Annotated in this window: 11 protein-coding genes and 1 pseudogene; 2 read left to right on the forward strand and 10 right to left on the reverse strand. The window is 48.3% G+C overall.

Features of this window, described 5'->3' with window-relative positions:
- Positions 1-13: 13 nt before the first annotated feature.
- The 9 genes and pseudogenes from JI735_RS30670 to JI735_RS30710 all read right to left on the reverse strand — a co-directional run bounded on the left by JI735_RS30670 (position 14) and on the right by JI735_RS30710 (position 10,752).
- Positions 14-1,735 (reverse strand): hydantoinase B/oxoprolinase family protein, encoded by a 1,722-nt coding sequence (locus JI735_RS30670; RefSeq protein ID WP_039836166.1) that lies wholly within the window; start codon positions 1,733-1,735, stop codon positions 14-16.
- The gene (locus JI735_RS30675) at positions 1,728-3,797 is read right to left on the reverse strand and encodes a hydantoinase/oxoprolinase family protein (protein WP_039836168.1); all 2,070 of its coding nucleotides are present in this window, start codon (positions 3,795-3,797) and stop codon (positions 1,728-1,730) included. Before JI735_RS30675 ends, JI735_RS30670 begins: the two co-directional genes overlap by 8 nt.
- A gap of 19 nt (positions 3,798-3,816) precedes the next feature.
- Positions 3,817-4,728, reverse strand: a complete 912-nt coding sequence (locus tag JI735_RS30680) for a PfkB family carbohydrate kinase (RefSeq protein WP_202676750.1) — start codon at positions 4,726-4,728, stop codon at positions 3,817-3,819.
- Between the two features lie 346 nt (positions 4,729-5,074).
- Positions 5,075-5,653: a TetR/AcrR family transcriptional regulator C-terminal domain-containing protein gene (locus JI735_RS30685; RefSeq protein WP_039836175.1), complete on the reverse strand. Its 579-nt coding sequence runs from the start codon at positions 5,651-5,653 to the stop codon at positions 5,075-5,077.
- A gap of 317 nt (positions 5,654-5,970) precedes the next feature.
- Positions 5,971-6,180, reverse strand: a complete 210-nt coding sequence (locus JI735_RS30690) for a zinc ribbon domain-containing protein (RefSeq protein WP_039836176.1) — start codon at positions 6,178-6,180, stop codon at positions 5,971-5,973.
- A 431-nt stretch (positions 6,181-6,611) separates the two neighbouring features.
- On the reverse strand, positions 6,612-8,198 hold the full coding sequence (locus tag JI735_RS30695) for a sigma-70 family RNA polymerase sigma factor (protein WP_039836177.1): 1,587 nt from the start codon (positions 8,196-8,198) through the stop codon (positions 6,612-6,614).
- 80 nt (positions 8,199-8,278) lie between these two features.
- A complete protein-coding gene (locus JI735_RS30700) occupies positions 8,279-8,827 on the reverse strand; it encodes a CPCC family cysteine-rich protein (RefSeq protein ID WP_051051911.1) in 549 nt (182 codons plus the stop codon).
- 139 nt (positions 8,828-8,966) lie between these two features.
- Positions 8,967-9,797 (reverse strand): annotated as a pseudogene (locus JI735_RS30705) (aminoglycoside phosphotransferase family protein); the annotation flags it as partial.
- 217 nt (positions 9,798-10,014) lie between these two features.
- Positions 10,015-10,752 carry a MerR family DNA-binding transcriptional regulator gene (locus JI735_RS30710; RefSeq protein ID WP_051051912.1) on the reverse strand — a complete coding sequence of 246 codons (738 nt, stop codon included), beginning with the start codon at positions 10,750-10,752 and terminating at the stop codon, positions 10,015-10,017.
- 143 nt (positions 10,753-10,895) lie between these two features.
- Between JI735_RS30710 and JI735_RS30715 the strand changes: the two genes are divergently transcribed.
- Together JI735_RS30715 and JI735_RS30720 are read left to right on the forward strand one after the other, a co-directional pair.
- Positions 10,896-11,267, forward strand: a complete 372-nt coding sequence (locus JI735_RS30715; RefSeq protein WP_039836178.1) for a hypothetical protein — start codon at positions 10,896-10,898, stop codon at positions 11,265-11,267.
- 18 nt (positions 11,268-11,285) lie between these two features.
- Positions 11,286-12,170 (forward strand): RCC1 domain-containing protein, encoded by an 885-nt coding sequence (locus JI735_RS30720; protein WP_202676751.1) that lies wholly within the window; start codon positions 11,286-11,288, stop codon positions 12,168-12,170.
- 122 nt (positions 12,171-12,292) lie between these two features.
- On the opposite strand, the gene JI735_RS30725 is transcribed toward JI735_RS30720, so the two are convergent.
- Positions 12,293-13,225 (reverse strand): hypothetical protein, encoded by a 933-nt coding sequence (locus JI735_RS30725; protein ID WP_039836186.1) that lies wholly within the window; start codon positions 13,223-13,225, stop codon positions 12,293-12,295.
- Positions 13,226-13,537: the final 312 nt, after the last annotated feature.

Raw genomic sequence — 13,537 nt, forward strand, 5'->3', positions numbered from 1 at the left:
GGTGCCTATCCGCTTATTGTTGGGCAATTTGATATCCCTGCGGGGTCTGGATGATTTGCAGGCCATACTTCTCTTTCGCCTGCCGGATACTGATCTTCTTCTCAATGACGTCTTTCAGGACAAGTGAAGGGTCTCTGTCGGCCGGATTGCCGTAGCCGCCAGCCCCCGGCGTGTGGATGACGATCCGGTCCCCCCGGTTCAGGACGATCTCTGTACATTTGGAAGGGAGTCTTTCTACAGAATTGTCGGCGCGTTTCAGCTGATAGACGCCCCCTGCTCCCTCTCCGCCGCCATTCAAGCCCCAGGGGAGAAACTTCTGCCTGTCTCCAAGTCCTGTGAACGTAACCTGGTCAAACCGGGACTCGAACTCCCGGCGGATTCCCAGGCCTCCGCGGAACTCACCCGGTCCGCCGCTGTCTTCAATCAGGGAATATTCCCGCACGATAACGAGCGGAAACTCCATTTCCAGCGCTTCAATCGGTAAGTTGGAGGTATTCGTCAAATGAACCTGCACGCCGTTCAGCCCGTCAGCCCGCCGGCTGGCCCCGGAGCCTCCGGCGATCGTCTCCAGATAGACATAGAATTGATCGGGATCACGGGGATCATATCCGCTGAATACCGCCGTCGTGCATGAACTGTTGCACCCTGCGATGGCCCTTTCCGGGACCAGCGGTGCCATCGCGCCGAAGATAACGTCACTGACCCGCATGCAGGTGTCGATCCGCGCACCGACCGGGGCCGGATTGCGTGCGTTGATAATCAGTCCGGGTTCGGCCTTGATCGTAAATGCACGGTAAATGCCTGCGTTGGAGTATATATCCGGATCTATGAGCGCTTTGATCGAATAAAAGACAGTGGCCAGCAGCCCGTTATACGTGACATTGATCGGGCCGTTTACCTGCGGCTGTGAGCCCGCAAAGTCCAGTTCCATCGCATCTCCCTGAATGGTAATTTTTACGGTCAGCTTGATGGGATCGGGGCTGGCCGCTCCGGCATCATCCATGTAATCGGTAAAGCTGTATTCACCATCCTGAAGCTTTTCGATGCCCGCCCTTAATCTGCGCTCTGCATAATTTTGCAGCTGGGCCATGCTTAAGACCAGCGTCTCCCCATATTGTTCATAGGCTTCCAGCAACCTTCTCACCCCAACCCGGTTGGAGGCCATTTGCGCATGGAGATCGCCGTAACGTTCTTCCGGAATGCGGCTGTTGGTCATAATAAAATCTACAATCTCTTCATTGACCTCATCCTGGCGGCAAATTTTGGAGATGGGGATTTTTATCCCTTCCTGATAAATACTGACGGCGTCGCCGGAGGTGGAGCCCGGCACCTTTCCGCCTACGTCGCTGTGATGGGCCAAATTGGCCACCCAGCCGATGAGCCTTTCGCCCGCGAACACTGGTGCTACGATCGTAATATCCGGAAGATGGGTCCCGCCTCCGTTATATGGATCATTTCCGATAAACATGTCTCCCCGCTGTATGGCTTCCGGCGGATACTTGTTATACACCTCCTTAACGATGCTGAGCAATGAACCCAAATGCATCGGCACATGTTCAGCCTGGGCCACCAGATTGCCTTCCGGGTCAAAGACTGCGGCAGATATATCCCGCCGTTCCTTGATATTCGAGGAGTAGGCGCTCTTGATGATGCTGATGCCTATTTCTTCTGCAATCGTGAGCAGCAGATTTCCGACAATTTCAACCGTCACTGCATCGACCTTGTGCTTATTCATTTCCTTTCACCTCCCGATAAGCGGCCCTGATATTGCCCAGTTCATCGACATAAGCCTCCCAATGCGGAGGGAGAATGGTGGTGGAGTCCATTTCCTCGATGATGGCCGGACCTTGAATCTGACAGCCGGTTTCTATCTCGTCCCTGTGGTAGACGTTAGTCAAATGTCTCACCGGCTCACCCTCAAACAGAACATTGCGCACTTCCGCCGGCTCAGGCGGCTTGGCACCGGGGACCGCTTCCTTGACGGGCAGATCCGGCTTGTCAATTACGCCGATGGCGCTGACCCGGTAGTTGACCATCTGTATTTTTTTATTGTGATTGGAATAGCCGTACAGTTTTTCGTGTTCGGCATGAAACGTTTGAATCATCTGTTCCAGAACATCCCCCGTTAATCCGGGGTCGATTGAAATCGGAATTTCATAGTTTTGCTTCTCGTACCTGCATTCGACCGTACACTTGAATTCGCGTTCCGTGTCCCCGACCTGCTCTTTGTCCAGGAATGCACTGCCGTCGCGGATCATGCGGGAGAATATTTCCTGCAGGGCGGGTACATTGCTTGGATCGGCAATCAACATCCGGGAATGGCTGAGATCAAATTTGGTATCCGCCATAAGCAGGCCAAGCGAGCACAGCGTTCCGGGAGAAGGCGGGATCAGGACCCGGTGGATGCCCATTTTTTGCGCAACCTCACATGCATGCAGCGGTCCTGCGCCGCCAAAAGCCATCAGTGTGAATTCACGGGGATCATACCCCTTCTCTACGGACACGACCCGGATTGCCCGGATCATGTTGGAATTGACAACGGATACAATTCCTGCGGCTGCCTCATCGGGGCTTAATCCCGATTTCTGCGAGATATGGCGGGTGATGGCTTGTTCGGCAAGCGGAGCCTTGATCTCCATTCGGCCGCCCAGAATGCGGTAAGGGTTCAATTTCCCCAGCACCACGTTCGCATCGGTAACCGTGGGAAGTTCACCTCCCCGTCCATAACAGGCCGGTCCCGGCAGCGCCCCTGCACTTTGCGGGCCTACCTTCAATGCGCCGCCTTCGTCAATCTGCCCAATTGAGCCACCCCCGGCGCCTACGGTTGCAATGTCGATCATCGGAATCCGGGCTGGATAACCTTCAATCAGCCGTTCATTGGAAATTTGGGCAACGCCGTTTTCGATCAGACTCACGTCAATGCTTGTTCCACCCATATCAAACGTAATAATCTTATCGATTCCACACTGTCCTGCGATGTAGTTCGCACCGATGACTCCTGCGCTTGGGCCGGATACCGCCGTTTTGACCGGACTTTCAATGGTTTCCGCAATCGAAATCACGGAGCCGTTGGATTGCGTAATATAAGGATCTGCCTCCACTCCCGCATCAGCCACCGATGTGCCGAATCTGTCAACGTACCTCTTCATTACAGGACCAAGATAGGTGTTCAGCACCGTTGTGCTCATCCGCGAATATTCCCGGAATTCAGGAACAAGCTGGGAGGACAGTGTGATATAGGCATCCGGGCATTCCCGTAAAATCAGTTCCCTGATCTTCAGCTCATGGGCCGGGTTAATGAACGAAAATAAAGTGCATACGGCGAACCCTTCCACACCTTGGGCGGCCAAAGCGCGGACAACCGCCGAAATCTCTTCTTCATCAATGTCCGTCTCGACCGTGCCATCGTAGAGGATTCTTTCTTTCACTTCATAGATCAGTCCGGATTCGATCAGGCTCGGCGGCTTCTTTTTGAGAAGGTCGTATAAGGACGGCCTCTTTTGCCAGCCGATTTCCATTAAGTCTTTGAACCCCTTTGTCGTAATGAGTCCGATCCGGGCGCCCTTTTTCTCAATAAGCGCATTGGTCGCCACTGTAGTCCCATGGGCAAGATAACTTACGTCACCCGGAAGAATCGCATGCTCGCTTAAAATATGAATGACACCGTCGACAATGGCTTTCGATGGATCTTCCGGGGTGGAGCTGTGCTTGAAATGGCTCAGCTTGCCCAGCTTTTTATCGAACAAAGAAAAATCGGTAAATGTTCCGCCGACATCCACGCCAATCATATAGCTCATCAATGTTCACCTGGCCTTCTTAGGATGATTTGTTCGTCCGCGGCCGTTTCGGCAGCGGGTGCTGATATTTTTTGCCGTAGCCGAAGGCCCCTCGTTCCAGACAGCTTTGGGCCGCAAATGAAGCTGCGCTTGCGAGTGCCTGCCGGCAGGCTTCTTCCCGGTCATGTGTACTGGTATTCATCAGACCCTGATCTAGCTTGTTCTGACGCAAATAATCAACCAGAAACGCCGCCGCAAATGAATCGCCTGCCCCCAAAGTGTCAACCGGATCAACATACTGTGAAGCTTGGAACAATGTTAGTTCTCCATCATAGAACCAAGCCCCCCGGCTCCCCAATGTTGCGACTACGCTGCGGCAGCCCAGCGCATGAACTTTACGGCAGGTCTCCGCCGCCTCTTCATCCGTCATGTCACTGCTGCATGAGAGGAAACCGTAGTCCAGGTGAGGGGCGATTTGCTCCACATCCCTCCAATTGCTCCAGCTTTTTGAGAAATCATAGGAGATGGCTACACCCAGCTTATGAACCTTGGACAGCTGCTCATTGAAATAGCTGTTATTGCTGGTATGGACAAGATCAAACTGCCTAATATACGCCTCTTCCTTGCTGTCAAGAATGATGGGCTTGTCCTTCAGCACCCCGCCCCGGTTGCTTCCCAGAAAAACCCGGTCCCCGTCTACCAGTTCCACCAGAGCATATCCATTTTCCCCTTGAACATGGCGGCAATGGCTGCGGTCAACTCCGACTTCATCCAGCGTACCGGCAATATGGCGGGCCACTGCATCATCGCCAAAGACTCCAATATAAGCCGATTCTGCCCCCAGCCGCTTGGCGTAGACGGAGAAGTTAAGGGCTTGTCCCCCGGGGAACATCTCATAGGAATCCAAATAGATATCGCCGACATTGTCTCCTATGCCAATCACTTTTACCATGCGCATAACCCCTCATATAAAAGTATACAAACTAATAATTGCTTATATAAACTTATATGTTTTTAAATAATCTATTACAAATTTTAAGCATTGTCAATTCAAATGTTAGATTATATGGCATTGATAAAGCGCTCTCATTGAGATAAAATTTATTTTACAGCAGATTTTTCGGTTAAAATCAGCCAAAGGCCCTTTTCATGTAGTTTTCATGTAACTATAATGTTATGTTTTCAAGCTGCACTTTTCATACGATTTGCCATGTTTCCGCACAAAAAAGGATACCCCCGCCGCAAGCTGCGGCTGTGGATATCCTTCTTTCCATTCATTTACTATACAGTTACCAAGTTCATTTGTATGAGGGGGTATGATAGTTGGCCAGCCCCCGGGAGATGCTCCCGTCCATAATCCGGGCTACCTTTGCCACGATCCGGGCCGGGTCAGAGTCCGCTCCTGCTTTTAGCCAATGGATCACCTGCCCGAGAATAGCCAATGTATAGAAATCAGCAATCTCCTGCTTGGCCTGCACGTCCGCCCGTTCCGGTTCCCGCGCATCCAGTTCTTCCACGACCTGAATCACTACCCCGTAGATCACCCCGTACAAAAAGCTCTCCAAGTGCTCCCGGCCCAGCGAATGGAAGGTATTCAGGCAAATGGTTCTGTTGTTTTGCGTATAATAAAGTACGCTCAGGAACCCCTGCTTCCAGCCGGCGCAATTGCGGTACTGCTCAAGTCCCTCAACGATTTCTGTCTGGTAGACCCAGCCAAGCAGTTCATAAATATCCTGGAAATGATTGTAGAAGGTATGCCGGGTCACCCCGCAATCATCCGTAAGCTGCTGAATGGTGATCTTGTGGAGCGGTTTTGTGAGCATCAGCTTTTTGAGTGAGTGTGCTAAGGCGTTTTTCGTGACTTGTGAATAGGACATCGCTTGCTTCTGCCCCCTTGATGGATAAATGGATGATTATACTATGTAAAAAGTTTACTTCTTATTCCAATATATGCGCAAGGGGTTAAATATTTCCACTCAAAGCACCGGAGGTCATCCGCACACGCGCTGCACTGCTCGCAGGAGCAGGTACAGAGACTTCAGGCATTATGGGATGACAAGAGCCGGGGCTGGGTGGCAGTGTTCAAGCTGTGAATAGAAGCACAAGAGTAGCGGACAGACATTCAAGTATGACCTTCAATGAATTCCAATGATATTCGGATGGCCTGCAGATATGTATTTCAGGGTATCTAATTCTAATTCATCAAGAAGTCCAATATATTCATGCCGCTTGCCGTATTGGACTTGTATAATTCAGTATATCCGCATTCCCGGCAGCTGATGGTGATGAATTTTTTGTTCTGGACATCAAAAAGCTTGGCAAAGTTGCCGCCGGTTGCCTGAAACTGATCCACGGCATACTCTTTACATCCGCATTTACTGCAAATAAAATGTTTCTTAGCCATGGTACTCTCTCCTCCAAAAGGTTTCTCTGGTTCATCTTGAGTTACGTCTGTTACGTATTACATCGGTTAAACCGGGGCGGAAAATAAACTTATCGCGTACATTGATGCTTAAGGCGCAGAGCTGTACTTGGATTCGCCCTCGGGTCTAGGCCGATTTTCATTGACCCGCTGATAAGGTATCCCCATCATACCACCCATAATTTTCCTTAACCAGCGAACCGGACTATTAAGTAAAAAAGACCCACTTGCAGATGCAAGAAGGGCAGGGCATATATTTATTTTATTCCGAAATGTAACGGGAGTTCATTTATTTGTATCCGGACATATTAAATGACTCTGGCAGATCAGAATAATAATTATACGTCAAAAATCGTATTTTGTTATGGTAAGCAGCAAAAAACAATTTCCAATATTATCTCGGCAGCCGGTATTTACTGTGTATTTAGCTGGCGGACCAGTTGTTCAGCCTCCGTATCCCACCGCCACGGCACCTCACGCCCTTGCATGTGCAGGCCTCCATACCACTCGTCTATTCCTTGGACCAGGACGCGGTCCGCCGCCCCTTCCTGGATCTGCTGCCCCAGCGCTGTCGCCGCCACCCTGCGGTTCAGGAACTCCGGAATCTGCCGGAAATCCGTGTAACCCTCAGCACCTTCGATGTGCAGCAGAGGATGCTCCCCTGCCGTAAGCGCACGCAGAAACTTCCAATATTCGAGATCCCCCATACCGAGCACATGCAGCGTGTCAGACACCTGACGGAATAATTCCAGCGGCGTTTGTGCCCCGGATGCAATAGCATCAAATGTGGTCTGCTCCACAATCCCAAGGCCATTATGCACCGAAGGCAGACGCATGAGATGCGTCCGGAAGGCTTCACAGGCAAAAGGCAGGCCGGATGCTGCGAGTTCTGCATTCTTTTGATCCAGCAAATCAGCCATCCGGGTGGGATCAGGAGAAGCATATGCCTGCCACAGCTCACTTCCCAGCTCTATTTCCGGCCGCCCAATCGTCCGCCAGGTCCCGGATAACGTTCCAAGCTGGGCCGGAGTAAGCTGCCCCAGACCATGGAACCGTTCAATTCCCGGAAACTCCCCGATGCACAGCAGACTGAGCTTGGTCCGGCCCAGCTTCTGTCCCTTGAACCAATGGAGCAGATAGGCAAGCATACTCTGGTCGAACAGGTCATGCTCAAACCATAGTACGACTTCATCGTATTGGGCATATTCACGAAGTTTCCGCTCTTGCTCCTCACAGCCTGTCATATACTCACCAGCCGGAATCCCGAGAGTTGCTTCCAGCACCCGGGCGCGTTCGGCCCGTTCCCGGGACCCCGCAAGGTCTGCAAATACCGGTCCGGAAGAGTATATCTCCCTCCACACCAGTACCTCTCCTTGAACAATGCCATGCTTCAGCATGTTGCCCACAACATCTCCGTTCACAATATGCAGCATTTTTCCGCCTCCTTCATACAAAAGATTGAACACGGATGCCAGGTCGGCTACCGGGAGTGTGCCCTTCAGCTTTTGGCGGGCATCGTGAAGCCGCTTCTTGAGTGTCTGCACCGGAGTTCCCAGATATCCGGAAATCTCCTGAAGCGAATAGCCGTAGAAATAAAACAGCTGCACCGGAACTCTAAGCTTGGCGGATAACGCCGCCACTGAGCTTTGCAGCACCTCCTCTGCTTCCTTCCGTTCCAGGATATCCGCTGCACCCGGCTCATTCTGCAAGCCTTGCAGAGCTTCGTCCAGAGGGAGCAGGGTATGGCGCTTGCGCCGCAGGGTCCGCTGGCATTGCCTCACCACAATCGTCCTGAACCAGCCCGGAAACGCGGCCGGCTCGCTCAGCTTTTGCAGATTCAGATAGGCTTCAAGAAACGCCTCCTGAACCGCATCCTCCGCCAGATGGACATCCTTCAGCATGTCGTACGACACCGCATACGCCATCCCCCGGCAATGCGCCATCAGCTGCGCGAACGCCTCTGCATCCCCCTGCCTCGCCTTCTCCACCCACTGCCGCATACGCTCGCCTGCCTCTTTTCTCTCATGTTCTTAACCTATAAGTGCCATAATGAGGGGGAAAGGTTACTGTTACATTTCACTTATTTACTAAACAACTCAAGTCTATCTAACGGAAGAAATTGTAACGAAGACTCATCCACAGCACCGAACGTAATAAAGTTATCACGAGCCTGAGCAAGAGTCATGTGGTTGGGTGAACTATAGTGGCTTGGGTCTCTACTTCCATCATCTTCCCAAAAGCATACTGGGCAAATATCGTATTCCCCCTTAGTTGCAAGTGTCTTAAATTCACAACACGGACAGCTATAAAGTTCTTCCGGCAAACCTTCAACCTCCTGATTAGAATCCAGGATTGCTGACACTCTTTTCGATAAATACTCGTTTCTGACCCCAAGATACTTTTTACTTAGAGCCACATGTAGCAATGCACTGTAAACTTCATCCATTACATCATTCTGAGGTTCATCAAATTGAAGTATCTCCGATTGCAATGTTTCCGGCAGCTTATCAAATTCGGGATCGTCTTGATCTATCCCCCACCAATCCATTAAGATTTCTTCACGTTCTTCCTTAGATAAATCTTCAATCGTTGATCGTAAAATAAGAGCTATTGCTTCATCTCTATTCATATTTTCCACCTCAATTATTATCCGCCACCGGGTGACATTGTAAGATCAATTGCAGCTTGGAAAGGATGGTCATCGCAAAAAAGCCGGTTCTCCCGCACTCAAAGCCTATACCCGCGAGTACAGTGAATCAATTTATCCATCATTGTTCATTCCTCATCTCATAGATTTTTTGCAGGGTATGAATGTGCAGCGTTTTTTCATCATCCGTTTCTTGGAGTTTGTCTCCAGACCCTGCGTTCATATACCACTCTACAAGCCTGTACCCGAACATAAGTAAAATCATCTCATAAACGCAGTTATCCGTTATGTGTGAAATATCCGCAGATTCCGAAAAACCCTTGTAATACGCCGGGATACATCTGCGGTAGTATTCAACCATGTGTTCAATATCGGCTTCATCCGCGATAAGACTTGCCATATCTTCACCTAAATAGCCCCACCCGGCGGTATCCCAGTCGATGAGTATGGTTTTACCGTCTGAATAGAATAGGTTTGCTACCCAAAAATTCCTGTGGCACAGCACGATGGGCAGCTTTTCAATACGGTTGAATATTTCGTCTGCGCTTTCATCAATGTCGATGAGCATTTTACATAAGTGTTTCGGGATTTTGCAATCGTCTGAGTGTATATAATCGTACACTCTTTTCCATGACCGGTAATGAAGATAGAAGTTTTTCATATACTCCACTTTGCTCAGGTTGGTCAAATTCTGTAAAAAAGCCGGCTGTTCGGCATATACCTTGCCCTGGAACCGTCCTAATTCTTCGGCTGCGCGTTCATACATATCGCCGGTCAAGTCTAAACCCGATATGCCGTCGATATATTCCATCCATATTTGCGTTTCGTTTTCTTCTTCGTTCATTTCGGCGTGATAACATTCAGGCCATCGGAATGATTCAGACAACAGAGCGCCGAAACTGGATTTATAAAAATCATATTCCCTGCGTCGGCGCAGATTATTTTTGTACCGAGTATTTTGCTTAAAACCTGTGTCAGAGTTTCGGCTTTTATTTCGCTCAATATGGAGTCCTCCAATCTAAATACCGCGAACAAGCAGCCTCCTAAGAAGCTGCTGTTTCGCGGCGAAAAGCCAAAAAGCCGGCTTCAATCATAGGAAAAAAGTAGAAATACAATTTCACAACTACAGTGTGGCATAATCCATTGTGAGGATTCAAAAGAAAATTTGATTATAAGCAAGTTTTCTCGGTAAGTTTACACTCCAATGATTTGCAAAATTGTATATATCTCATCATTTCCGTTATGCCGTTCATTTGCTTTTCCAATTGCTCGTTCAGCTTTTGCAGAGCCACTTTGAAGGAGCGTTCAATTGTAGTAAGATCATGTATCTCTAAAGCTTCAAGCAACTGCTTCATGCTTTCAATAAAAAAGACGGTTTTCCTTAAGCTGCTTAGCACAATAATCTTTTTTAATTCCCGGGATGTAAAGACTCTATATCCGTTTTCCGGATTCCGCTTGGCGCGGATAAGCCCCTCCTTTTCCCAATGCCGGATAGCGGACGGGTTTACACCAGTGATAGCGGCAATCTCCCCGATTTTCATTTCTTCCGTTACCTGCACATTTTTGTACTTGGAGAAGTCGGTTTTTTGAATTAAGCTCATGACCTCTTCAACCCGTTGCTTCTCCATTTGGATGTTGTATTGATGTGAATTGATTTTCCAAAGTGCCTGTTCGACGTGACCTTTTTTTAACAGACTCATGACATCGTAGCTGACAGGAATACCGAATCCTTGTATCAAGGTACGTAAAGCAATAAATGCTTGAACATGGACCGGTGAATAAAATCTTCTATTACTGGCTGTTCGAGGTACGTCAGGTACCAAATTGAGATCTTCATATCTTCGCAAGGTTGTGGTGCTGACCTGAAGTCTCTTAGCCATCTGTTTTGGCGTAAAGGTTTTGTCCACCTGCGACACCTTCCTTAAAGTCAAACTCTAAAGTACAGCAACAATATTGTAAGAGACAATGGCCGTCCACACAAGGATTCCTGGTACAACAAACGAAATATTGCATGAATGTTGTATGATCGAAGCAGGAGGGTGAATTGTTCATGGAAAATTTGACAGCAGAAGAAAAGCAGCAGTCGGTTGAAGCGTTTAAGTCGATTATTCGTAAATCGGAAAAAGCGCTCTCGCATATGAAAACAGATGCACCACAGACGAGGTTGCTTGAGAAGCGAATGAAGGCTGCCCGGATTGGCGCAGAAACGCTTCTTGCCCGTTGGGAAGGCCGGGAATTGGATGTCTGCAAAACAGATTTAATCGAAGCAAAAAAGGAGCTGGCGAGTTTGCTGTTGACACTTCCTTCATTTCTTAAGAAATCAAAAGAGGGCAGCGGGCAGCGGACCTACATTACAAGAAGGATAGAGGCTATAAAAGTTGCTGTTTTCTATATGGACGATTTGATTGAAAAGTCCGAATAGCGTAATCGGAGGTAAGACATGGATGATATTACACCGGACGAAACGGTGCTAAAGGCGAAACAGTATCCTAAAAATACCATAACGGCGGGCCGCCGCCATACCGCCCTGCTTAAATCTGACGGCACGGTGACAGCTGTGGGTGATAATAAATATGGCCAATGTGATGTGAGCGGCTGGCGCAATATTGTAGCGGTTGCGGCGGGTAATGTTCATATGGCGAAGAACACGGGTAATGCCCATACCATCGGGCTCAAATCGGACGGTACGGTGACGGCTGTGGGCTGGAATAAGCATAACCAATGCGATGTAAACGACTGGCGCAGTATTGTAGCGGTTGCGGCAGGCTGGTGCCGTACCATTGGGATTAAATCGGACGGCACGGTGGTAGCAGCGGGACGAAATAATGAAGGTGAATGCAATGTAAGCAGCTGGCATGATATTGTGACGGTCGCAGCGGGTGACTGGCATACCATCGGGCTTAAATCGGACGGCACGGTGACGGCTGTGGGAAACAATCGGTATCGCCAATGCGATGTAAACGGTTGGGGCGACATAGTAGCGGTAGCTGCGGGTTACCTTCATACCGCCCTGCTTCAATCGGACGGCTCGGTGGCGGCTGCGGGTTGGAATAAGCATGACCAATGCGATGTAAGCGGCTGGCGCGGTATTGTGGCGATTGCGGCAGGTAGCAGTCATACCATCGGGCTTAAATCGGACGGCACGGTGGCGGCTGCGGGCTGGAATGATTTTGGACAATGTAATGTAAGTGATTGGAGCGATATTGTAGCGATTGCGGCGGGCTGTGCCCATACCGTGGGGCTTAAAGCGGACGGCACGGTGGTTGCTGTGGGTGATAATGAATATGGCCAATGCGATGTATTTAGCTTCAACCTCAACAATTAGAAGTCTTGTTCCCTACATTTCATTTATTTGCATCAGCCACCATCTAAAAGTCCGGATAATAACAAAAAACAAGTCAACCTGGCACTATCCGGCCATAATTGACCTGTTCCCGTAACCTTTTTTTATTCAAGTCTAAAAGAGTTGCTTGTAATTTTCACATCTGGATTAAGCTCCTTCAATTGCATTCCATAGTCTTTTTTCATTCTTGAAATATGCAGTGATTCTATTTTTGGAAAGTGCTCCTTGAGATGAATTAGATCAACCTGCACTTGGCATAAAATAAAATCAATGTGTTTAACTTTCTCTAGTCCTGCAAGCTCTGTTAGATTCATTTCTTGTGTACAACTGTTTACAATTAACGTCTCAATTCCCGCGAAAGTCTTTAACGTACGTAAATCCAGCTTTTTGCTGCCATCCAAAACCAGCCGTTTAATGTTACTGTTATCTCCTGTGAAACGTACCAAGCTGCGGCAACCTAGTATACTGAGATCATCTAAGGCTGAAGCCGCAGTTGTATTTCCGAATTCTTTGAATTTACAGCTTTTAAAAGACAAATTTTCAATTCGGACATCTTTCCATTCCTCAAAATCAGGCTCTATTGGCGAATGATAAATATCCAAGATTTTAATATCCCTAAACCCAGCAATGGCAGTTAAATCTTCTTTTCGTTCTGCAAAAAGATCAATATATTCTACTTTTGTATTAGAGAGCTGAGAGAGATCTCTGTGCCGGTTGCGGTGGGTTTGAATTTTGATATATTCACCTTTATTAAACCACTCAATACCTTCAAATGATTGGATATATTGCCCATAAACAAACAGCCCTCTCAAATTAGTAAACACTCGTAATATGCTCAAATTATTCAGAGAGGAATTATAGTCTATCGTCAATGTCTTAATTCGATCAATGCCCTTCATTTGTTGCAGGTGCTCCATTAAGGCCTCGGCATCCACTTCTATATTTGAAGGGTTACTTATGCTCAAACTGTCATATTGCGGTTCTATGGTTGTAAGTTCTGTGAATTTTGACTCATCTACGATTAGCTCTTCAGACAATATGTTCATCCTTTCCGATTCGACTTATTGGGTAGCCCGAATGAAAGTCAATTTCACACGATTAACATACATACTTAATTGTACTATCCCTTCAAGATTACTTCATGCATTTTTATATTCTGTCACCTGCTTGATCTGGTCAAGTATAGGAAAGGGAAGATATCAAAAAACAAGTCAATCCGGTGCTATCTGACCATAATTGACTTGTTCAACGTAACGGAATATGTTTAAGTTACAAAAAATAAATTATCCTCCGTAACCTAATTTTATACAAGTCTAAAACAGCATAAGCAAACGCGCTGCTGCATGCAT

The sequence above is a fragment of the Paenibacillus sonchi genome, assembly GCF_016772475.1.
Taxonomy (GTDB): Bacteria; Bacillota; Bacilli; order Paenibacillales; family Paenibacillaceae; genus Paenibacillus_AQ; species Paenibacillus_AQ sonchi.

What these genes read in the sequence shown, in the direction of transcription:
- JI735_RS30720 (WP_202676751.1), top strand. Translation starts at nt 11,286, where the DNA reads ATGGATGATATTACACCGGACGAAACGGTGCTAAAGGCGAAACAGTAT.
- JI735_RS30670 (WP_039836166.1), bottom strand. Translation starts at nt 1,735, where the DNA reads ATGAATAAGCACAAGGTCGATGCAGTGACGGTTGAAATTGTCGGAAAT.
- JI735_RS30680 (WP_202676750.1), bottom strand. Translation starts at nt 4,728, where the DNA reads ATGGTAAAAGTGATTGGCATAGGAGACAATGTCGGCGATATCTATTTG.
- JI735_RS30690 (WP_039836176.1), bottom strand. Translation starts at nt 6,180, where the DNA reads ATGGCTAAGAAACATTTTATTTGCAGTAAATGCGGATGTAAAGAGTAT.
- JI735_RS30685 (WP_039836175.1), bottom strand. Translation starts at nt 5,653, where the DNA reads ATGTCCTATTCACAAGTCACGAAAAACGCCTTAGCACACTCACTCAAA.
- JI735_RS30700 (WP_051051911.1), bottom strand. Translation starts at nt 8,827, where the DNA reads ATGAATAGAGATGAAGCAATAGCTCTTATTTTACGATCAACGATTGAA.
- JI735_RS30715 (WP_039836178.1), top strand. Translation starts at nt 10,896, where the DNA reads ATGGAAAATTTGACAGCAGAAGAAAAGCAGCAGTCGGTTGAAGCGTTT.
- JI735_RS30695 (WP_039836177.1), bottom strand. Translation starts at nt 8,198, where the DNA reads ATGCGGCAGTGGGTGGAGAAGGCGAGGCAGGGGGATGCAGAGGCGTTC.
- JI735_RS30675 (WP_039836168.1), bottom strand. Translation starts at nt 3,797, where the DNA reads ATGAGCTATATGATTGGCGTGGATGTCGGCGGAACATTTACCGATTTT.